General features: G+C 62.6%; 19 protein-coding genes. 15 read left to right on the forward strand and 4 right to left on the reverse strand.

Annotated features, from left to right (window positions below; all coding sequences use genetic code 11):
- Window positions 1-58 precede the first annotated feature (58 nt).
- The 5 genes from purF to AC1MEM_RS10585 all read left to right on the forward strand — a co-directional run bounded on the left by purF (window position 59) and on the right by AC1MEM_RS10585 (window position 5,559).
- The gene (purF, locus tag AC1MEM_RS10565; RefSeq protein WP_499477116.1) at window positions 59-1,585 is read left to right on the forward strand and encodes an amidophosphoribosyltransferase; all 1,527 of its coding nucleotides are present in this window, start codon (window positions 59-61) and stop codon (window positions 1,583-1,585) included.
- A 15-nt stretch (window positions 1,586-1,600) separates the two neighbouring features.
- The gene (locus tag AC1MEM_RS10570) at window positions 1,601-2,842 is read left to right on the forward strand and encodes a cystathionine gamma-synthase family protein (protein WP_499477117.1); all 1,242 of its coding nucleotides are present in this window, start codon (window positions 1,601-1,603) and stop codon (window positions 2,840-2,842) included.
- A gap of 97 nt (window positions 2,843-2,939) precedes the next feature.
- Window positions 2,940-3,743, forward strand: a complete 804-nt coding sequence (locus tag AC1MEM_RS10575; protein ID WP_499477119.1) for a tetratricopeptide repeat protein — start codon at window positions 2,940-2,942, stop codon at window positions 3,741-3,743.
- A gap of 166 nt (window positions 3,744-3,909) precedes the next feature.
- A complete protein-coding gene (locus tag AC1MEM_RS10580) occupies window positions 3,910-4,689 on the forward strand; it encodes a tetratricopeptide repeat protein (RefSeq protein ID WP_499477120.1) in 780 nt (259 codons plus the stop codon).
- Window positions 4,690-4,794: 105 nt separating this feature from the next.
- The gene (locus AC1MEM_RS10585; protein ID WP_499477121.1) at window positions 4,795-5,559 is read left to right on the forward strand and encodes a sel1 repeat family protein; all 765 of its coding nucleotides are present in this window, start codon (window positions 4,795-4,797) and stop codon (window positions 5,557-5,559) included.
- Between the two features lie 49 nt (window positions 5,560-5,608).
- Here the strand turns inward: AC1MEM_RS10585 and lexA are convergent, their stop codons facing one another.
- Window positions 5,609-6,244, reverse strand: a complete 636-nt coding sequence (gene lexA / locus AC1MEM_RS10590) for a transcriptional repressor LexA (protein WP_499477123.1) — start codon at window positions 6,242-6,244, stop codon at window positions 5,609-5,611.
- A gap of 231 nt (window positions 6,245-6,475) precedes the next feature.
- On the opposite strand from lexA, the gene rpsF reads away from it, so the two are divergent.
- The 9 genes from rpsF (at window position 6,476) to AC1MEM_RS10635 (ending at window position 16,011) form a co-directional block, all read left to right on the forward strand.
- Entirely contained in the window at window positions 6,476-6,871 is a 396-nt protein-coding gene (gene rpsF / locus AC1MEM_RS10595; protein ID WP_499477124.1) for a 30S ribosomal protein S6, read from the forward strand.
- A gap of 44 nt (window positions 6,872-6,915) precedes the next feature.
- Complete coding sequence (gene priB / locus AC1MEM_RS10600; RefSeq protein ID WP_499477125.1) at window positions 6,916-7,209, forward strand: primosomal replication protein N; 294 nt, start codon at window positions 6,916-6,918, stop codon at window positions 7,207-7,209.
- Window positions 7,210-7,245: 36 nt separating this feature from the next.
- On the forward strand, window positions 7,246-7,536 hold the full coding sequence (gene rpsR / locus AC1MEM_RS10605) for a 30S ribosomal protein S18 (protein ID WP_056332995.1): 291 nt from the start codon (window positions 7,246-7,248) through the stop codon (window positions 7,534-7,536).
- 36 nt (window positions 7,537-7,572) lie between these two features.
- Complete coding sequence (gene rplI, locus AC1MEM_RS10610; RefSeq protein WP_499477126.1) at window positions 7,573-8,025, forward strand: 50S ribosomal protein L9; 453 nt, start codon at window positions 7,573-7,575, stop codon at window positions 8,023-8,025.
- Window positions 8,026-8,166: 141 nt separating this feature from the next.
- The gene (locus AC1MEM_RS10615; RefSeq protein WP_499477127.1) at window positions 8,167-9,552 is read left to right on the forward strand and encodes a replicative DNA helicase; all 1,386 of its coding nucleotides are present in this window, start codon (window positions 8,167-8,169) and stop codon (window positions 9,550-9,552) included.
- Window positions 9,553-9,625: 73 nt separating this feature from the next.
- Window positions 9,626-10,252, forward strand: coding sequence for a DUF47 domain-containing protein (locus tag AC1MEM_RS10620; protein WP_499477128.1), 627 nt, complete (start codon window positions 9,626-9,628; stop codon window positions 10,250-10,252).
- Between the two features lie 23 nt (window positions 10,253-10,275).
- Complete coding sequence (locus AC1MEM_RS10625; RefSeq protein WP_499477129.1) at window positions 10,276-11,286, forward strand: inorganic phosphate transporter; 1,011 nt, start codon at window positions 10,276-10,278, stop codon at window positions 11,284-11,286.
- A gap of 115 nt (window positions 11,287-11,401) precedes the next feature.
- Window positions 11,402-14,140 (forward strand): bifunctional diguanylate cyclase/phosphodiesterase, encoded by a 2,739-nt coding sequence (locus tag AC1MEM_RS10630; RefSeq protein ID WP_499477131.1) that lies wholly within the window; start codon window positions 11,402-11,404, stop codon window positions 14,138-14,140.
- A 693-nt stretch (window positions 14,141-14,833) separates the two neighbouring features.
- A protein-coding gene (locus tag AC1MEM_RS10635) for an IS3 family transposase (protein WP_499477133.1) occupies window positions 14,834-16,011 on the forward strand; the annotation gives its coding sequence in 2 pieces (ribosomal slippage) (window positions 14,834-15,101 and window positions 15,101-16,011; 1,179 coding nt in all).
- Window positions 16,012-16,909: 898 nt separating this feature from the next.
- Here AC1MEM_RS10635 and AC1MEM_RS10640 read toward each other — a convergent pair.
- From AC1MEM_RS10640 to AC1MEM_RS10650, 3 genes are all read right to left on the reverse strand, one after another.
- Window positions 16,910-18,688, reverse strand: a complete 1,779-nt coding sequence (locus AC1MEM_RS10640; protein WP_499477134.1) for a PhoH family protein — start codon at window positions 18,686-18,688, stop codon at window positions 16,910-16,912.
- A 223-nt stretch (window positions 18,689-18,911) separates the two neighbouring features.
- Window positions 18,912-19,334 carry a peroxiredoxin gene (locus tag AC1MEM_RS10645; RefSeq protein ID WP_499477626.1) on the reverse strand — a complete coding sequence of 141 codons (423 nt, stop codon included), beginning with the start codon at window positions 19,332-19,334 and terminating at the stop codon, window positions 18,912-18,914.
- A gap of 247 nt (window positions 19,335-19,581) precedes the next feature.
- A complete protein-coding gene (locus AC1MEM_RS10650) occupies window positions 19,582-19,968 on the reverse strand; it encodes an Mth938-like domain-containing protein (protein WP_499477136.1) in 387 nt (128 codons plus the stop codon).
- 188 nt (window positions 19,969-20,156) lie between these two features.
- On the opposite strand from AC1MEM_RS10650, the gene AC1MEM_RS10655 reads away from it, so the two are divergent.
- Entirely contained in the window at window positions 20,157-21,383 is a 1,227-nt protein-coding gene (locus tag AC1MEM_RS10655) for a pyridoxal phosphate-dependent aminotransferase (protein WP_499477138.1), read from the forward strand.
- Window positions 21,384-21,386 lie beyond the last annotated feature (3 nt).

A 21,386-nucleotide genomic window follows, 5' to 3' on the forward strand; every position in this document is an offset into this window, starting at 1 on the left:
AATTTACTCTTCGTTTTTGAATCCTCCCGTAACAGCATTCAGTTCTTAGGAGCGCACCATGTGTGGCATCGTCGGCGTCGTCTCGCAAACTCCCGTCAACCAGTTGTTGTATGACGCATTGCTGCTGTTGCAGCACCGCGGCCAGGACGCGGCGGGCATTGCAACCAATCACAGCAGCATGTTCTCGATGTACAAGGCCAACGGCCTCGTCCGCGACGTGTTCCGCACCCGTAACATGCGTTCGCTGCAAGGCAATACCGGTATCGGCCACTGCCGCTACCCGACCGCCGGCTCGTCGAGCGAAGAAGAAGCGCAGCCGTTCTACGTGAACGCGCCCTTCGGCATCACGCTCGCCCACAACGGCAACCTGACCAACCAGGCCGAGTTGAAGGAGGCGCTGTTCCGCAACGACCGCCGCCACATCAATACCAATTCCGACTCGGAAGTGCTGCTCAACGTGCTGGCGCACGAAATCCAGGAAGCGGCGAACGGCTATTCGCTCGACGCCGAGGCCGTTTTCAAGGCAGTCGGCATCGTGCACCGCCGCGTGCGTGGCGCCTACGCCGTCGTGGCGCAGATCGCCGGCCATGGCATGCTTGCCTTCCGCGACCCCTACGGCATCCGTCCGCTGTGCCTGGGCATGAACGAAGGCGAGAACGGCGTCGAATACATGGTCGCCAGCGAATCGGTGGCCCTGGAAGGCATTGGTTTCCGCTTCGTGCGCGACATCGCCCCGGGCGAAGCCGTGTTCATCGGCGAAGATGGCCAGTTTCACGAGCGCCAGTGCGCCGAGAATCCGTCGCTCAATCCGTGCGCGTTCGAATACGTCTACCTGGCGCGTCCGGACTCGGTGATCGACGGCGCCTCGGTCTACGCCACGCGCCTGAAAATGGGCGAATACCTGGCCGATAAGATCCGCAAGGAGATTCCGGTCGAGGAGATCGACGTCGTGATGCCGATTCCGGATTCTTCGCGTCCGGCTGCGATCCAGCTGGCGCTGAAGCTGGGCGTCGAATACCGCGAAGGTTTCATCAAGAACCGCTACATCGGCCGCACCTTCATCATGCCGGGGCAGGGCATGCGCAAGAAGTCCGTACGCCAGAAGCTGAACGCGATCGGCGCCGAGTTCAAGGGCAAGAACGTGCTGCTGGTCGACGACTCGATCGTGCGCGGCACCACCAGCCGCGAGATCGTGCAGATGGCGCGCGAAGCGGGCGCCCGCAAAGTGTTCTTCGCCTCGGCCGCGCCACCGGTGCTGTTCCCGAATGTCTACGGCATCGACATGCCGACCCGCGACGAGCTGATCGCCTATGGCCGCACGGTGGAAGAAGTCTGCGCCGAAATCACCGCCGACCGCCTGGTCTACCAGGACATCGATGCCCTGAAACGGTCGATCTCGGACGTGAACCCGGCGCTGACCAATTTCGAGGCCTCGTGTTTCGACGGCGTCTACGTGACGGGCGACGTGACCCCGGCCTACCTCGACAACCTGGAGACCGCGCGCCATAACGGCGGCACGGGCGTCTCGCAGGAAGACGTCGTGCGTACCCAGCTGAACCTGAATCCCGCCGTCGCCGCCGAATAACCGGACGCACCTGCCATGAGCGAAAAAAAGAACTACGGTTTCACGACCACGATCCTGCACAACGACCGCCGCAAGGCGATCGAGCAAGGCTCCCTGCACAAGCCCGTCCACACGTCGGTCGCGTTCGGTTACAACGATGCGCGCCAGCTCGCCTCGGTCTTCCAGGGCAAGGAGCCGGGCTTCCGCTACGGCCGCCAGGGCAACCCGACGGTGGCCGCGCTGGAAGACAAGATCACGAAGATGGAAGACGGCGTGGCCAGCCTGTGTTTCGGCACCGGCATGGCGGCCATCGGCGCGCTGTTCCAGGCGCTGCTGCGCGAAGGCGACCACATCGTCTCATCGAGCTTCCTGTTCGGGAACACGAACAGCCTGTGGCAGACGGTGGCGGGGCAGGGCGTCGATGTCGACTTCGTCGATGCGACCGATGTCGCCAATGTCGAAGCGGTGCTGAAGGCGAACACGCGCCTGGTGTTCGTGGAGACGGTCGCCAATCCGCGCACGCAGGTGGCCGACCTGGCGCGTATCGGCGAACTGTGCCGCGCGCGCGGCATCCTGTACGTGGTCGACAATACGATGACCACGCCCTATTTGTTCCGTCCAAAAGCAGTCGGTGCCGGCCTGGTCGTCAATTCGCTGACCAAGTCGATCGCCGGCCACGGCATTGCGCTCGGCGGCGCGCTGACCGATACCGGCCTGTTCGACTGGAGCGCCTTCCCGAACATCGCGGCCAACTTCCGCAAGCAGCCGGCCGCCGCCCAGGGCATGGCCCAGCTGCGGGCGAAAGCGTTGCGCGACTTCGGCGCGGCCCTGGGGCCGGAAGCGGCGCACCACATTGCCGTGGGTGCCGAGACGCTGGCCTTGCGCATGGAACGCACCTGCGCGAATGCGCTGGCGCTGGCGCAGATGCTTGAAGCGGATGATCGCGTGTCGGCCGTGCATTATCCGGGCCTGCAGTCGCATCCCCAGCACGGCGTGACGACCGAACTGTTCCGCAGTGGTGGCTCGCTGCTGAGCTTTGAACTGCGCGAAGACATCGACCCCTTCGACTACCTGAACCGGCTGCAGCTGGCCATCCCGGCGAGCAACCTGGGCGATACGCGCACCCTGGTCATCCCGGTCGCGCACACCATCTTCTTCGAAATGGGCGCCGAGCGCCGCGCCAGCATGGGCATTGCCGAGTCGCTGATCCGGGTCTCGGTGGGTATCGAAGACACGCAAGACCTGCTGGACGACTTCCGCGCGGCGTTGGGCAGCTGAGGGAAGCTGAGGGCAGTCCGCCTTCGCAAGCAAAAGGAATTGCGCGAAAGATATTAACGTTCTACTATTGGCTCCATATACATTCATTGGGGGTGGTATGCGACGTTTCCTGATTTCCCTGCTGCTCGTCAGTAGTGCTGCGATGGCGGACGATTTGATCGACGCCGACAAATTCCTGATGGCCAAGGAGTACGGCAAGGCGCTTCCGCTGTACACCCGCCTTGCCAACGCCGGCAATGCCGACGCCCAGTTCCGTCTCGGCGAAATGACCTGGTATGGCGACGGTACGCCGCAAGACCTGCAGGCTGCCCACCGCTGGTTCGAGAAGTCCGCCGCCGCCGGCAATGCAGACGCCAGGGCCGCCATCGCAGCCCTCGACCGGCGCACCACGCGCGGTGGCGAGATCGGCTACTGGATGAAGGAATACAAGGGCGACGACCTCCGCTCCGGCAATCTCGAGTGCAAGCCTCCGGTGGTCCCGGCCGTCTCGAAGACCAACGAGGACGTCGCAGCCACCCGCAAAAGCATCGAAGGCTGGCAAGCCTGCTACAACGGCTTCGTTGCCAACTTCAACGCCACGGCGCCTGTCGCGAAGCGCATCCCGGCCGACGTGCTCGACATGATGACTCCCCAGGAAATCGAAGGCGCACGCATCCACATCGAGGCGGTGTATCGCGACACGCTCGCGCAAGCCCAGCGCGAAGCGAACGCCGTACGAACGCAGCAGGCTCAATGGGAAGCGGCGACCGAACGTTTCGTCAAGGAAGAGAACGCCCGTCTGGAGCGTGAGAACGCGGAACAGACACGGCTCGCCATCGACTCCCAGCGACGGAACAACGATTACGCCATCCTGAATCGCCGGGAGCCGCCACCGCCAGTGACGCGCAGGGAAAGCCGTTGAATCTAATGCCGCAACCCGGCGCACTGCGTGGCGGCGGCAATCCCGGCCTTCGCGCGGCGCTGGCAGACTGATGTAAAAAAACTACGTAATGGCGATGCAAACCGCATTGCATCGCCGACATAACGGTTTTATTATCGTTTTACAACATCCCTGAAAGGACGATGCCATGCGCCGGTTTGTGTTTTCCCTGCTGTTCGTTTGCCTCTGCGCCCGCGCCGACGATCTTGCCGAAGCTAACCGGCTGCTCGCCGCGAAGGACTATGGCAAGGCGCTGCCCTTATACACAAAGGCTGCGCAAGCGGGCAACCCGGAAGCGCAGTTTCGGCTGGGCGAGATGTACTGGTATGGCGACGGCACGGTACAGGACCTGAACGCGGCGCGCGAATGGATCGGAAAAGCCGCAGCTGCCGGCATCCCCGATGCGAAGGAATCGTTGGCGATCCTCGAGCGGCGCAAGAGCCGCGGCAACGAAATCACCTACTGGATGAACGAATACCGCGGCGAGGAACTGCAGTCGGGCAAGTATGCCTGTCCTGCGCCGTCGATTCCCGTCCTGTCGAAGACCAACGAAGAGATCGAGGCGACCCGGGCTGCTGTCGCCTCCTGGCAAGCCTGCTATAACGGTTTCGTCAGCAACTTCAATGCCGCGATGCCGGCAGGTAAAGTCGTTCCGCAGGACGTGCTCGATATGATGAGCCCGGCCGAATTCGAGCGCGTACGCGCCCATATCGAGCCGCAGTACCGGAAGATCCTGCTCGACGCCCAGGCCCGGGCCGAGGCGACGCTGGCGCAACGCGACGCCTGGGAGAAGGCGACCCAAGCCTTCGTCAAGGAGGAGAACCTGCGGCGCAAGCGTCAGATCGAACTGGAAACGACCCGCATCGTCCGCGACAATGAAGTGCGTTTGCATGGCGGTACCGACGCGCGCGTGAGTACAGGCAAGTAAGCGGCAAGTGAGCGGCAAGTAAGCGGCAAGTAAGCGGCGGTTGAGCGACAGTTGAGCAGGCCCGCGTCTCGCAGTATGATGGGCCTCGCTCATTTTGTTACCGCCATGAAAAAATTCCTTTACTGTGCCTTACTGCTCGCGAGCCTGCCCGCCGCGGCCGCGAACGATCTCGCCTCTGCCAACGCCCTGTTCGAGCAAAAGAAATATGCCGAGGCCCTGACGCTGTACACGAAACTGGCGAACGCCGGTAACGTCGATGCCCAGCAACAGCTGGGCCAGATGTACTGGTATGGCGAAGCAGGGGCAGTGGACGAGGCAAAAGCCCAGGCCTGGTTCCGCAAGGCGGCTGCCCGGGGCAATGCGGTGGCCGCCAGTTCGCTCGTCGTCATGCAGCAGCGCACGGACCGCCGGGCCGACATCGATTACTGGATCGGCGGCTACGATGGCAGCGACCTGAAAACCGGAAAGTATTACTGCCCCGCGCCGCGGATCCCCGCGATGTCGAAGCAGGCGGACGAGATCGATCGCGTGTCCGGGGCCATCGCCACCTGGCAAGACTGCTACAACGGTTTCGTGGAAAACCTGAACGCATCCTCGCCGCTGGTCAAGCGCATTCCGGCCGACGTCGTCAAGCTGATGAACGCCCGCGAGACCGAACGTGCGCAGGCGCACCTGGAGCAGGTGCAGCAAAACCTGTCGGAAGAGGCAAAGGTGGCGGCCAAGCTGGTACTGGCGGACGTTGCCGCATGGCGCAGCGCGACCGAGGCGTACGTGAAGGAACACAACGCCATTGTCGAGAGCGGGCCTTCTCCCGAGCGCGCACGCGACATCGAGGCGCGCAGGAGCAACTACGGTCCCGCCGGAAAATAGGGCGGACGTAAAAAAAGCCGCGCGAGCGGCTTTTTTTACGTCGGCAAACTCAGTGCCAGCTGCGCATCAAACCGACCGCAAGTCCCTCGAGCGCGAACTCGTCGCCCGGCTCGACGCGGATCACCTTGAAGTCCGGGTTCTCCGGCAGCAGTTCGATGGTGTCGCCCGTCTTACGGTAGCGCTTGACGGTGACGTCCTCGCCGATGCGGGCGACGACGATCTGGCCGTTCTTGGCGCTGTCGACTTTTTTGACGGCGAGGAAGTCGCCATCCATGATGCCGGCGTCGCGCATCGACCAGCCGCGCACCTTCAGCAGGAAGTCGGGACGCGCGCCGAACATGGCCGGGTCGACGTTGTAGGTCGCTTCGACGTGTTCCTGCGCCAGGATGGGCGAACCCGCCGCGACGCGGCCGACCAGGGGCAACGACATCAGCAGGGCGGCAGGGACATGCGGCACCGGCTGCGGCAGCGAGGCGCCGATGAGGCGGATGCCGCGCGAGGTGCCCGAGACGATCTCGATGGCGCCTTTGCGAGCCAGGGCCTGCAGGTGTTCTTCGGCCGCGTTGGCCGACTTGAAGCCCAACTCCCTGGCGATTTCGGCGCGGGTCGGCGGGAAGCCGGTATTGTCGATCGCTTCCCTGATCAGGTTCAGGATCTGTTCTTGCCTTGCGGTGAGCTTGAGCATGGGTCTGGCACGGGTTGATGATTCAGACTGTATTTTTGTACAGTATTTCGGGGAATGCAAGGGAAATCGATGATTTTTAACGATTCGCGCCGCCCAGGGTGTCGCGGCGCAGCGACGAGGGCGGGAGATTGCGCAGCCGTGCCATCCGCGTTATAATTGCCGGCTTTCCCTTCCCACACTCGTCTTGACGCCGAGGTGGGCATTTGTTTAAACGTCCTCAAGGAGTGTTGCATGCGTCATTATGAAATCGTTTTTATCGTCCACCCGGACCAAAGCGAGCAAGTCCCGGCGATGATCGAGCGTTACAAGGCCAGCGTCACCGCGCGCGGCGGTAACATCCATCGCGTCGAAGACTGGGGCCGTCGCCAGATGGCTTACTCGATCCAGAAGTTGCCGAAGGCACACTACATCTGCATGAACATCGAGTGCGACAACGAGACCCTGGTCGAGCTGGAAACCGCATTCAAGTTCAATGATGCCGTGCTGCGTCACCTGACCGTGAAAATGAAGAAAGCTGAAACCACGCCATCGCCAATGATGAAGTCGGTCCAGCGCGAAGACGCAGCCAAGAGCCACCGCGCAGAAGCCCCAGCGGCTGCTGCTGCCCCGGCCGCCGCTGCTGCTTAAATTTTTCTTGCCAGAAATCGTTAATTGGAAGTGAACCAGCGTAAGTGAACCAGCTACAAGTCGTCGCGACGATTGCTGAACGCGACGTACTGCGCTATACCCCCGCCGGCGTGCCGGTCGTCTCGGCAATCCTGATGCACAGTTCGCAGCAGGTCGAGGCAGGGGTCGAGAGGCTGGTCGAGTTCGAAATTGCCGCGTTCGCCGCGGGTGAGATTTCGGGCCGCTTCGCCAGCGCAGAGTTAGGCGCCGCGCACCAGTTCACGGGATTTTTGGCCAGGAAGAATCGCAACAGCAAAGCCCTGGTGTTTCACATCATTGATTTCAGTGCCGCCGCTTAATTATTAGCGGCCACCATTTAGATACAGGAGCCTCAAATGGCATTCGGTAAAAAGTTCGACAAAAACAAAGCCAAAGAAAAACTGAAGCGCAAACAGCAGAACCCGCTGTTCAAGCGTAAGAAATTCTGCCGCTTCACCGCTGCAAACGTGGAACAGGTCGATTACAAAGACGTCGACACCCTGAAGGACTTCGTCCAGGAAAACGGCAAGATCATGCCGGCACGTCTGACCGGCACCAAGGCGCACTACCAGCGCCAGGTCGACACCGCGATCAAGCGCGCACGCTACCTCGCGCTGCTGCCGTACACCGACCTGCACAACGCTTAATCGCGTCGTACAGTTCAGAACATCCTGGAGAAAAATATGCAAGTTATCCTTTTGGAAAAAGTTGTTAACGTCGGCAACCTGGGCGACGTGGTCAAGGTCAAGGACGGTTACGCGCGTAACTTCCTGATCCCGCAAAAGATGGCCCGCCGCGCAACCTCGTCGGCCGTCGCCGAGTTCGAAGTCAAGCGCGCCGAGCTGGAAAAAGCAGCAGCTGAAAAGCTGTCGGCTTCGCAAGCCCAAGGCGACAAGCTGGGCGGCATGACCATCACCATCGCCCAGAAAGCCGGCGTCGACGGTCGTCTGTTCGGTTCGGTTGGTAACTTCGACATCGCCGAAGCCCTGACCAAGCAAGGTTTCGCAGTTGAAAAAGCACAGGTTCGCCTGCCGACCGGTCCCCTGAAGACCACCGGCGAGCACCCGGTTGCCGTCGCTCTGCACACCGACGTCGTCGTGGAAATCACGGTCGCTGTCGTGGGCGAAGCTGCTTGATAAAGCAACTGAGCAAGCACTGAGCACAGCACGTAAGTCGTTGTTGCTTAAAAGAAAAAGCCGGGTTCGCCCGGCTTTTTTTATGCGTGGAAACTAACCAATTATTTCAGCCGTGGGACGGGAGGGGTTATAATGCCGGCCATGAATACCCCCGCAGATCCGCAAATCGAATCGCTGCGCATTCCCCCGCATTCCATCGAAGCAGAACAGTCCGTCATCGGCGGCCTCCTGCGCGACAATGCGGCCTGGGACCGCATTGCCGACTTCATGCACGCGGACGATTTTTACCGCTACGACCACCGCATCATCTTCGAGCAGATGGTGCGCCTGATTAACGGCGGCAAGCCGGCCGACGTGATCACCGTCTACGAGGCCATGGTCTCGCTGGGCAAGGCCGATGACGTGGGCGGCCTGCAATACCTGAACGCGATGGCGCAGAACACGCCGTCCGCCGCCAATATCCGCCGTTACGCCGAGATCGTGCGCGACCGCGGCATCCTGCGCAAACTCATCACCGTTGCCGACGAAATTTCGGGCAATGCGTTCAATCCGCAAGGCAAGGAAGTCAAGCAGATGCTTGACGAAGCCGAATCGAAAATCTTCGCCATCGCCGAGTCCGGCGCACGCGGTGCCCAGGGCTGGAATCCGATCCAGCCGCTGCTGACCCAGGTCGTCGAGCGCATCGACGAACTTTATTCGCGCGAAAACCAGGGCGAAATCACGGGCGTGCCGACCGGCTTCATCGACCTTGACCGCATGACCTCGGGCCTGCAGCCGGGCGACCTCGTCATCGTCGCCGGCCGTCCGTCGATGGGCAAGACCGCATTCTCCGTGAACATCGGCGAGAACGTCGCCATCGAAGCGGGTTTGCCGGTCGCCATTTTCTCGATGGAGATGGGCGGCGCCCAGCTGGCCATGCGTATGCTCGGCTCGGTCGGCCAGCTCGACCAGCACCGCCTGCGTACCGGCCGCCTGAACGACGAGGACTGGCCGCGCCTGACGCACGCCATCCAGAAAATGAACGATGCCCAGGTCTACATCGATGAGACACCGGCGCTGAACCCGATCGAGATGCGCGCACGCGCGCGCCGCCTTGCCCGCCAGTGTGGCAAGCTCGGCCTGATTATCGTCGACTACCTGCAGCTGATGCAGGGCAGCCAGCCGGGCGATAACCGTACCGCCGAGATTTCCGAGATCTCGCGTTCGCTCAAGGGCCTGGCCAAGGAATTGCATTGCCCCGTGATCGCGCTGTCGCAGCTGAACCGCGCGCTGGAGCAGCGCCCGAACAAGCGTCCCGTGATGTCCGACTTGCGCGAATCCGGCGCAATCGAGCAGGACGCGGACGTGATCATCTTCCTGTATCGCGACGAGGTCTACAACCCCGACTCGCCGGATAAAGGTACCGCCGAAATCATCATCGGCAAGCAGCGTAACGGTCCGATCGGTGCGATTCGCCTGACCTGGATCGGCCAGTACACCAAGTTTGGCAACTACAGCGGTAACCTCGCCGTCTACCAGGGCGATTAAGCCGATATTGCGTCGCCGGGACCTGTCGGTTCCGGCCCTTCGCAGTCCCAAGAGTTTTATCACGGAGAAATGAATGTTTGGACGCCTGATGCCCACCGAGGGCAAGTTTTTTGATTTGTTCAACCAGCACGCCGCGCTGTGCGTGAAGGGTGCGCAAGAAATGGTTGGCCTGATGACCAACTTCGACGACCTGGAAAATCGCACGCATGCCGTCGAGAGCATCGAAAAGCAGGCGGACAAGATTACCTACGCCACCGTCGACCTGCTGCACAAGACCTTCATCACCCCGATCGACCGCGACGACATCCACAAGCTGATCACCCGCATGGATGACATCCTCGACATGATGGAAGACGCGGCCCAGACCGTCTCCCTGTACGACCTGCACGGCGTCACGCCGGAAGCGAAGCGCCTGGCCGAGCTGTGCCTGGCCTGCTGCCAGAAGGTCCAGCAAGCCGTGGGCCTGCTGCACGACATGGGCAACGCCCAGAAGATCGTCGCCATCTGCGAAGAGATCGACCGCCTGGAGTCCGACGCCGACCACGTGATGCGCGCCGCCATGAGCAAGCTGTTCCGCGACGAGCCGGACGTGCGCAACCTGATCAAGATGAAGGCGATCTACGAGATCCTCGAGACCGTCACCGACCGCTGCGAAGACGTGGCGAACATCATCGAAGGCATCATCGTCGAGAACGCGTAAGCTTTCCCACAACAAGAATAACTATGAATTCTCTTCACATCAGCATTTATGTGCTGGGTATGCTCGTGCTGCTCGCACTGGTATTCGACTTCATGAACGGCTTCCACGATTCGGCGAACGCGATCGCGACCGTCGTCTCGACCGGCGTGCTGAAACCGCAAACCGCCGTGGCGATGGCGGCCTTCTTCAACTTCGTGGCGATTTTTGTCGTCAACATGAAGGTGGCGCAGACGATCGGCAAGGACATCATCGATCCCCACATCGTCGACCATTACGTGATCTTCGGAGCCCTGGTGGGCGCCATCGTCTGGAACGTCATCACCTGGTATTACGGTCTCCCGTCCTCGTCCTCGCACGCCCTGATCGGCGGCCTGGTCGGCGCCGCGGTTGCCAAGTCGGGCACGGGCGCGCTGGTGTCGGCGGGCCTGATCAAGGTCGTCGTGTTCATCGTCCTCGCGCCGCTGCTCGGTTTCATCCTCGGCTCGATCATGATGCTCCTCGTGTCCTGGATCTTCGTGAAGTCGACGCCGCGTAAAGTGGACGTCTGGTTCCGCCGGCTGCAGCTGATCTCGGCCGCCGGCTACTCGCTGGGCCACGGCGGCAACGACGCGCAAAAGACCATGGGCATCATCTGGATGCTGCTGATCGCCGCCGGCTACGTCAGCGCCGGCGATGCGCACCCGCCGGCCTGGGTCATCATCTCCTGTTATGCGGCGATCAGCTTCGGTACGCTGTTCGGCGGCTGGCGCATCGTCAAGACCATGGGCCAGAAAATCACGAAGCTCAAACCGGTCGGCGGCTTCTGCGCCGAAACCGGCGGCACGATCACGCTGCTCATGGCCAGCTTCATGGGTGTCCCGGTCTCGACGACGCACACGATTACCGGCGCCATCGTCGGCGTGGGCTCGGCCCAAAAAGCCTCGGCCGTGCGCTGGGGCGTGGCCGGCAGCATCGTCTGGGCCTGGGTATTCACGATTCCGGCGGCCGCCTTCATGTCGGCGGTGGCGTGGTGGATCGGTACCAAGATCATGTAAGTGCAATTGTTCTTCGAAAAGCCCGGCGCCGCCGGGTTTTTTTTATGCGCGTCGCGTGGCGAGGCTCGCGGGTTATACTCGGCTCCCGTCTGCCCATTTCCGCCCACGAGACCAGATGGACCCGCGTATCGACAAGGCAGCGCCAGCCTCCACCTCGATCGGCCTTTCGGCGAGCGGTTCACTGCGCTCGCTGCTGGCCTTCCTGCGCGAGCGCCTTTGGCTGCTGCTCTTGTGGCCCGCGATCATGCTCGCCGGCGGCGCTGCGCTCTGGGGCTATGTGCTGAGCGACCTCGAGGACGAGCTGCGGGTGCGCCAGGGCGAACTGGTACAACAGGTCGACGCCTATACGCGCAGCTTCGCCATCCGCACGCGCCGCTCGATCGGGGATACCGACCGGCTGTTGTTGCTGCTGCGCCATAACTGGGAAGTGTCAGGCCACCACACCAGCCTCACCGGCACCATCGAGGCAGGCATCTTTTCCACGCAGTATATCGGGGCCGTGGGCATCCTCGACCGCAACGGCGTCGTCCTGACCAGCTCGAGTCCGGCCGCCGTCGGCAGGCGCCTGGCGGACCGGCCTTATTTCACCGCGCAGCAGCACGCAAAGTCCGACCGGCTCTACCTCAGCGGCCCGCTGGACGGCCAGCTGTCGGAGCGCGAGGTCATTGCGTTTTCACGCCCGCTGCTGTCGGCCGCCGGGCACTTCGACGGCGTCGTCCTGCTCTCGGTGTCGCCTTCGTTCTTCACCCAGCATTACGCCGAGCCCATCCTGCGCGACTACGGTTTCGTCGGCCTGACGGGGCTGGACGGCGTGGTGCGTGCCAGCCGCACCGGAGATGTCGTCCACTCGTTCCGGACCCCCTTCATGCTGAGGCCTTTGCCTGCCGATAAACCGGAGGGCGTGGCGCGCTTCGAGGGCAGGCGCTGGTTTGCCGACGGGCGCACGCGCGTGGTCGGCTGGGAGACGATGCCGGACCTGGGACTGATCGGCATCGTCGGCGTGGACGAGTACACGGCCATGGCGGGTTACCGGAACGACCGCCGGGCGGCGCTGGCCGGCGCCTGGTGGAACACCGCCTGGCTGGCACTGGCCGCACTGCTGGCAACGAGCTTCTACGTGCACGCCAGGTGGAAGCAGCACCAGATCGAGACCATCCGCGCCGCCTACCGCCTCGCGACCGAGGATGCCGGGGAGGGCTTTTTCATCAACCGGCCGCTGCGCGACCTGCACGGCAAGGTGGTCGACTTCGACATCGTCGACTGCAACCAGCACGGGGCGGACATGTTCAGCAAGCAGCCTCAGGAATTAATCGGGCACCGCCTGTCCGAGTTCTATCATGGCGAGCTGTTCCGCGCGGCCTGCGCGCGGCTGTGCGAGGCGCTCGACACCGGCATGCACGACAGCGAGATCCGGGTCGGCTCGTCGCCGGACCAATTGCTCAAGGCCCAATGGATCCGCTGCAAGGCCGTACGTGCCGGCGGCGACCTCGCGGTCACGATCCGCGACATCAGCGAGAGCAAGGCCCACATGACCGAGCTCGAGCGCAGGAGCAACTCGGACGAGCTGACCGGCCTGCCGAACCGCTACTGGATCCAGAATTACCTGCCGCAGGCGATCGACAGCGCACGTGCCGGCGGCCGGCGCCTGGCGGTGCTGTTCATTGATCTCGACGGCTTCAAGACCGTCAACGACGCGCTCGGGCATGCGGCCGGCGACGAACTGCTGCGCACGGTCGGCAAGCGCCTGCGCATCGCGGTGCGCCCGCGCGACCACGTGGTGCGCCTGGGCGGCGACGAGTTCGTGGTCGTGCTGGAAAACGCCGGCAGTCCGGATGACGTCGAGCATGTCGCCGGGCGCGTGCTCGGCGCCTTCCGCGACGGCTTCCACGTCCAGCATTCGACCCATGTGCTGAACGCCTCGATCGGGATCAGCCTGTTCCCCGAACACGGCGAGGACGCGGAGACCCTGCTCAAGAATGCGGACATTGCGATGTATTCCGTCAAGACCGAAGGGAAGGGCAATTTCCGCTTCTTCCAGTCGCGTTTCTTCGAGGCCATCCGCACCCGCCTGGAAACGGAAATCGAGTTGCGCCGCGCGCTCGACCAGCACCAGTTCGTCGTGCATTACCAGCCGCGCATCGACCTCGCCGCCGGTACCGCCTCGAGCATGGAAGCGCTGGTGCGCTGGGAGCGCCCCGGCAAGGGCCTGACCGGTCCGGACCGCTTCATCGGGCTGGCCGAGGAAACCGGCCTCATCGTGCGCCTCGGCGAGCAGGTGATCGACAGCGTCTGCCGCCAGCTGGCGCACTGGGCGCGCGATGGGGCGGTGCTGGTGCCGGTGTCGGTCAATGTGTCGCCGCGCCAGTTCAGCCAGTCCGACATCCTGGCCGTATTTCGCAGCGCCACTGCGCGCCACGGCATCGACCCGGCGCTGCTGGAAATCGAGGTGACGGAATCGTCGATGATGCAGGAAGGGATCGTCGATTCGGCGGTCTTCAGGCGCCTGCGCGAACTGGGGATCAAGCTGTGCATCGATGACTTCGGCACCGGCTATTCGTCGCTCTCGCAGCTGCAGAAGATGCGCTTCGACGTGCTCAAGATCGACCGCGCCTTCGTGCTGCGCATCGAACATCCGGAGGGCGGCACCCTGATCGCTTCGATGATCGCGATGGCGCACGCGCTCGGCATGCGGGTCGTGGCCGAGGGTGTCGAGAACCGCAGGCAGATGCAGATGCTCAGGACGCTTGGCTGCGACGAAGGGCAGGGCTATTTCTTTTCGCGTCCGGTGCCTGCGGGGGAACGCCAGGCGCAAAGCAGCCGCGAGTTCCAGCCGGCGATCGTGCCGAAGTCGTGAGGCAAGCCGATATTGTTGGCCGATGCGTATCGTAGGGTGGGCATGCCCACGCGGTCACGCCGGTTGATGCGCGGCGCCGCCCGAACATGGCGCGCAATGCGAATAATCCCCCACGTGGACGCGTCATGACCGATCACACACCGTACCGCGTGGCCATGCCCACCCTACGTTACGCAGCCGCCAACGGACAAAAAAAACCTGCGGACCGCACGGCGCGCAGGCTATTGTTGGCCGATGCGTATCGTAGGGTGGGCATGCCCACGCGGTCACGCCGGTTGATGCGCGGCGCTGCCCGAACATGGCGCGCAATGCGAATAATCCCCCACGTGGACGCGTCATCACCGATCACACGCCGTACCGCGTGGGCATGCCCACCCTACGTTACGCTGCCGCCAACGGGCGAAAAAAACCTGCGGACCGCACCGCGCGCAGGCTATTGTTGGCCGATGCGTACCGTAGGGTGGGCATGCCCACGCGGTCACGCCGGTTGATGCGCGGCGCCGCCCGAACATGGCGCGCAATGCGAATAATCCCCCACGTGGACGCGTCATCACCGATCACACGCCGTACCGCGTGGGCATGCCCACCCTACGTTACGCAGCCGCGAACGGACAAAAAAAACCTGCGGACTGTAGTGGTCTAATGTCTCCGGACACCTCGATAGGTGGATAATTCACCTTCGAAGGAGTTTACATGACCAGGCAACGCCGCAATTTTGACCCCAGCTTTAAGCTCGAGGTCGTCCGTATGATCAAAGAACAAGGCCTTAGCATCTCGCATGTCAGCCAGACGATGGATATCGGTGTGACCGCAATCCGTCGTTGGATGGAGCAGTACGAGGCCGAGCAACAAGGCCAGCCAGGCATCGGCAAACCGCTGACGGCTGAGCAGCAGCGTATTCGGCAACTGGAGCAGGAAAACCGCCAGCTTCGTAGTGATGTAGACGTATTAAAAAAGGCATCGGCCTTCTTTGCCCGCGAGCTCAAGTGAGCTATCGGCTCATTGACGAGCTGCAAATGAAGGCCGTACCTGTCGCACAAACCTGCCGCCTGCTGGGCGTGAGCCGGGCCGGATTTTACGAAGCCAAGCGTCGTGCAGCCACGCCGACTTTTTGCAAAGCGAGCGTGCATCTGCGTGCCGCGTTCATGAGCAGCGGCCAGAGTTACGGCAGCCGTCGCCTGGTTACGGCACTGGCCAATAGCGGCCTTCAGGTAGGCCGTTACAAGGTGCGCCGCCTGATGCAACAGGCCAGCCTGAAACCAGTCTGGAAACGCAAATTCGTGCACACGACCGACAGCAAGCATGCACTGCCGATTGCACCAAACGTACTCGCCCGGCAGTTCAATCCACCAGCGCCCAACTTGGCTTATGCGTCGGATATCACGTATATCCGGACCGGCGCCGGCTGGCTGTATCTGGCTGTCGTGCTCGACCTATTCTCGCGCAGAGTCGTGGGCTGGGCAATGGCGCCGAGCATGCCAGCCACCTTGGTCTGCGATGCCTTGCGCATGGCAATCCAGGCGCGCCGGCCAGCCGCCGGACTGGTTGTTCATTCCGACCGCGGCAGTCAATATGCAAGCGACCAGTACCAGGCCTTGCTGGCCGAACACGGCTTCGTCTGCAGCATGAGCCGCAAAGGGAACTGCTGGGATAACGCAGTTGCTGAACGCTTCTTCCTGAACCTGAAAATGGAGCGCGTCTGGCAGCGCAGTTACGAGAACCACGCCGAAGCCAAGCTTGATGTGGCCAATTACATCGCCGGCTTCTACAACTGCGAGCGCCTGCATTCTGTATTGGGCAATCTGCCGCCCAGCGTCTATGAACGCACCATGGCAGCAAAAGAACCTATCGTCGTGTCCGAAATTACTTGACCACTACAGACCTCACCGCGCGCAGGCTATTGTTGGCCGATGCGTATCGTAGGGTGGGCATGCCCACGCGGTCACGCCGGTTGATGCGCGGCGCCGCCCGAACATGGCGCGCAATGCGAATAATCCCCCACGTGGACGCGTCATCACCGATCACACACCGTACCGCGTGGGCATGCCCACCCTACGTTACGCAGCCGCCAACGGACAAAAAAAACCTGCGGACCGCACCGCGCGCAGGCTATTGTTGGCCGATGCGTACCGTAGGGTAGGCATGCCCACGCGGTCACGCCGGTTGATGCGCGGCGCCGCCCGAACATGGCGCGCAATGCGAATAATCCCCCACGTGGACGCGTCATCACCGATCACACGCCGCACCGCGTGGGCATGCCCACCCTACGTTACGCTGCCGCCAACGGGCGAAAAAAAACCTGCGGACCGCACCGCGCGCAGGCTATTGTTGGCCGATGCGTACCGTAGGGTAGGCATGCCCACGCGGTCACGCCGGTTGATGCGCGGCGCCGCCCGAACATGGCGCGCAATGCGAATAATCCCCCACGTGGACGCGTCATCACCGATCACACGCCGTACCGCGTGGGCATGCCCACCCTACGTTACGCAGCCGTCAACGGACGAAAAAAAACCTGCGGACCGCACCGCGCGCAGGCTATTGTTGGCCGATGCGTACCGTAGGGTGGGCATGCCCACGCGGTCACGCCGGTTGATGCGCGGCGCCGCCCGAACATGGCGCGCAATGCGAATAATCGCCCACGTGGACGCGTCATCACCGATCACACACCGTACCGCGTGGGCATGCCCACCCTACGTTACGCAGCCGCCAACGGACGAAAAAAAACCTGCGGGCCGCAAGGCGCGCAGGTTTCGGTGAAGCGAAAAACGCTTACAACACCTCGCTCGCGTGATCCGCCAGGCGCGAACGCTCGCCGCGCGCCAGCGTCACGTGGCCGCTATGCGACCAGCCCTTGAAGCGGTCGACCACATAGGTCAGGCCGCTCGAGCCTTCGGTCAGGTAGGGCGTATCGATCTGCGCGATGTTGCCCAGGCACAGGATCTTGGTGCCGGGACCGGCGCGCGTGACCAGGGTCTTGACCTGCTTCGGCGTCAGGTTCTGCGCCTCGTCGATGATCAGGAACTTGTTCACGAAGGTACGGCCGCGCATGAAGTTGAGCGACTTGATCTTGATGCGCGAACGGATCAGGTCCTGCGTCGCGGCGCGGCCCCAGTCGCCGGCGTCGGTGTCGGACTTGTTCAGCACTTCCAGGTTGTCGTCGAAAGCGCCCATCCACGGCGACATCTTCTCTTCCTCGGTACCCGGCAGGAAGCCGATGTCTTCGCCGACCGGCACCGTCACGCGGGTGACGATGATCTCGTTGTAGAGCTTGGTCTCCAGCACCTGCGCAAGGCCAGCCGCCAGCGCCAGCAGGGTTTTACCGGTACCGGCCTGGCCGAGCAGGGTGACGAAGTCGCACTCCGGGTCCATCAAGAGGTTCAGCGCGAAGTTCTGCTCGCGGTTGCGCGCGGTGATGCCCCAGACGCTGTTCTTGGTGTGGCTGTAGTCGCGCAGCACGCGCAGCACGGCGGTCTTGCCGTTGACCTCCTTGACCTGGGCATACATCGGCGCCTCGCCGGCGGACGGTTCCAGGAACACGAACTGGTTGGTCAGCAGGCTTGGAATGAAGGGGCCATTCACGCGGTAGAACGTCGCGTTGTTGCCATTCTTGTTTTCCTGCCAGGACTCCATGTTCTTGCTGTGCTTGTCCCAGAAGTCGTCCGGCAATTGCACGATGCCCGAGTACAGCAGGTCGGTGTCTTCCAGCACGTGGTCGTTGAAATAGTCCTCGGCCGGCAAGCCCAGCGCGCGCGCCTTGATGCGCATGTTGATGTCTTTCGACACCAGCACGATGGCGCGCTCCGGCTGCTCGGCGGCCAGGGCTTTCACGACGCCCAGGATCTGGTTGTCTGCCTTGCCGACCGGCAGGCCTTCCGGCAGCAGGGGGCCGTTCTGCAACTTCGTCTGGAAGAACAGGCGGCCTTTGGCATCCTTGTTGCCGAGCTTGGCCAGCGCGATGCCGGCTTCGATGCCGTCGTCGTCGATGTCGGCGATCAGGGCGTCGAGCGTGCGCGAGACCTGGCGCGCGTTACGGGCAACCTCGGACATGCCTTTCTTGTGGTCGTCGAGTTCTTCGAGCGTCATCATCGGCAGGTAGACGTCGTGTTCCTCGAAACGGAACAGGCTTGTCGGGTCATGCATCAGGACGTTCGTATCGAGCACGAAGACCTTGGTGCCGCCTGCACGATCGGCGCGGCGGCTGGTCGAGGACTTGACGTTGACCTCGACCGGCTTGTGCTTGGCCGGATGCGGTTCGGCCATGTCGGTTTCCTTCAGCTTGGCGACGGTGCCGGTCTCGGCACGCGCCGGCCAGGTCTGCGAATCGGCTGGCGGCACCGGCACGGCGGCCAGCGGCGTGGCCTTGCCCTTGCGCGCACGGCTGGATGTGGAAGTGGGAACGGCTTTACCGCTGATCAGGTCTTCGACGGGATCGGCCTCGACCGGCGCTGCGGCAATGGCGCGCACGGGAGACTTGCCGGGTTCGGCTTTCGGGTATTCGTTGACCGGCAGCAGTGTGGCCGGTTTGGTGGGCATTTTTGGTAGTGGCATCAGGTTCTCAATCTAGAAAAGTGGAGGACGCTCGCACCAGCACGTCGGGACGGGCTGGCGGGCGGAAGATGCAACTGGAGAGCAACTGGAAATACAGCGAGGCGCGGGCCAGGGCCGGAAGAACCGGCGTGGCAGGCTGCCAGATTGGAATGATGCTGAGATAAAACGGGTCGACTCAAAATAACGGGGTTTGTCCAGAAAGTTGTTGGACTTGAGCCACCTGTTACGGCTGGCTCTTCACAAATTCGAGCACTTCATCGACGTGATCATTGACTTTCACGCCACGCCATTCTTTCACCAATCGGCCGTGAGCGTCAACGACAAACGTACTGCGCTCGACCCCGCGCACTTGCTTGCCATACATCATCTTATTCTTCATGACGCCGAACTGGTTGCACACCAGTTCGTCCGGGTCGGAGATCAGTTCGAACGGCAGGCCCAGCTTCGACTTGAAGCCCTCGTGCGAGCGCAGCGAATCGCGGCTGATGCCATAGACTTCGGCGCCGGCGGCGAGGAATGCATCGTGATGGTCGCGGAAGGCCATGCTCTCGGTGGTGCAGCCGGGCGTGTTGTCCTTCGGGTAGAAGTACAGCACCGTATATTTGGCCGGACGCCCTTCGAACTGGAAGGTCTGGCCGCCGGTCATGGCGGCGGAAAAGTTCTCTACGCTTGCTGCGCTGGGGCTGTCGGCCACGGGGTTCTCCTGGACTGGTAGGGCAGGATCGGCCTCGTGCCATCCCGCAGTGCGCTCATCATAATCGGCTATCGAGGCGGATGCTACTGTGGCATGCCGATATGGTAAGGGTCGACGGAATATGCGGCCGAAACGTTGCCTTTCAATAGCGCAATGCCGTTCAACCCAGCAATTCGGGGCAAGCAGGCGCGCGGCCGCCTCAGGCCGCGGCGCCGCCTTCGAGGATCAGCGCCAGCGTCACCTTGCGTCCTTCGCCCATCAACACGTTATAGGTGCGGCAGGCGGCCTGGCTATCCATCGACTCGACGCCGATGTGGCGCGCGGACAGGGCCTGCACCAGGCGCGGGTGCACGAAGCGCTGGCGCTCGCCGGTGCCGAGGATGACGACGTCCGGTGCATCCGCAGCAATCTGCTCGAAATGCGCGGCCTGCAAGTCTTCGAAGCGCGTCACCTCCCAGGGGCGGGGCGGGGTTTCCGGCATCACCAGCAAGCTGTAATCGAAACGCTGGGCGTTGATTTCCACGCCCGAGGCATCGTAGCCGGTGACGGTCTGGTATTGTTGGGTGCTGTCGGAATGGAGCTTCATCGTAATGAGCGCAGTGGCTGTAAGCGGAAACGGGCTGCCATTGTAACCTTTCCGTCATTCTTGCCTCTCCCGCCTGTTGTTACGCTACGGGGCAGACCCAGGTTGCTTAAATCGGGCGCTTTCGGCAGAATGGTATTTTTCGCACTGCAACATGCGGGCAATCGTTGGTGACAAAAAAGGGTGACAATTTGCGACCGATTCTGAAATCGAACAAGCTCGACGACGTCTGCTACGAGATCCGCGGCCCGGCGCTGGAGCAGGCGCGCCAGATGGAAGACGACGGCCACAAGATCATCAAGCTCAACATCGGCAATCTCGCCGTGTTCGGTTTCGATCCGCCCGACGAGATCATGCAGGACATGATCCGCAATATGCATGGCGCGGCCGGCTATACCGATTCGAAGGGCATGTTTGCGCCGCGCAAGGCGGTCATGCATTACACCCAGCAAAAGAAGATCGCCGGCGTCAAGATCGACGACATCTATCTCGGCAATGGCGCCTCCGAACTGATCGTGATGGCGATGCAGGGCCTGCTGAACAATGGCGACGAAGTGCTGGTGCCCGCGCCCGACTACCCGCTGTGGACGGCCGCCGTCAGCCTGGCCGGCGGCGCCCCGGTACATTATGTCTGCGACGAGCAAGCGGACTGGATGCCGGACATCGCCGACATGCGCAAGAAGATCACGCCGAACACGCGCGCGATCGTCGTCATCAACCCGAACAACCCGACCGGCGCCCTGTACCCGCGCGAGATCCTGCTCGAGATCGTCGAGCTGGCACGCCAGCACAGCCTCATCATTTACGCCGACGAAATCTACGACAAGGTACTGTACGACGGCCACCAGCACGATTCGATCGCCTCGCTGGCCGACGACGTCCTGTTCGTCACCCTGAACGGGCTGTCGAAGAACTACCGCTCCTGCGGCTACCGCGCCGGCTGGATGGTGGTGTCGGGCGAAAAGCGCCACGCCAGGGATTACATCGATGGCCTGAACATGCTGGCCTCGATGCGCCTGTGCGCGAACGCCCCCGGGCAGTTCGCGATCCAGACCGCGCTCGGCGGCTACCAGAGCATCAACGACCTGGTGGCGCCGGGCGGACGCCTGCTCAAGCAGCGCGACCTCGCGCATAAACTGCTTACCGATATACCGGGTGTGTCCTGCGTCAAGCCAAAAGCGGCGCTGTACATGTTCCCGCGCCTGGACCCGGCGATGTATCCGATCGCCGACGACCAGCAGTTCATTTGCGAACTGCTGGGCGAGGAAAAGGTTTTGCTGGTGCAGGGCACCGGCTTCAACTGGCACTCGCCGGATCACTTCCGGCTCGTGTTCCTGCCCAATTCCGACGACCTGACGGACGCTTGCGGACGCATCGCACGCTTCCTCGACGGTTACCGACGACGCCACGCGCGCTGAACA

The organism is Telluria sp. AIW5 (assembly GCF_056680575.1).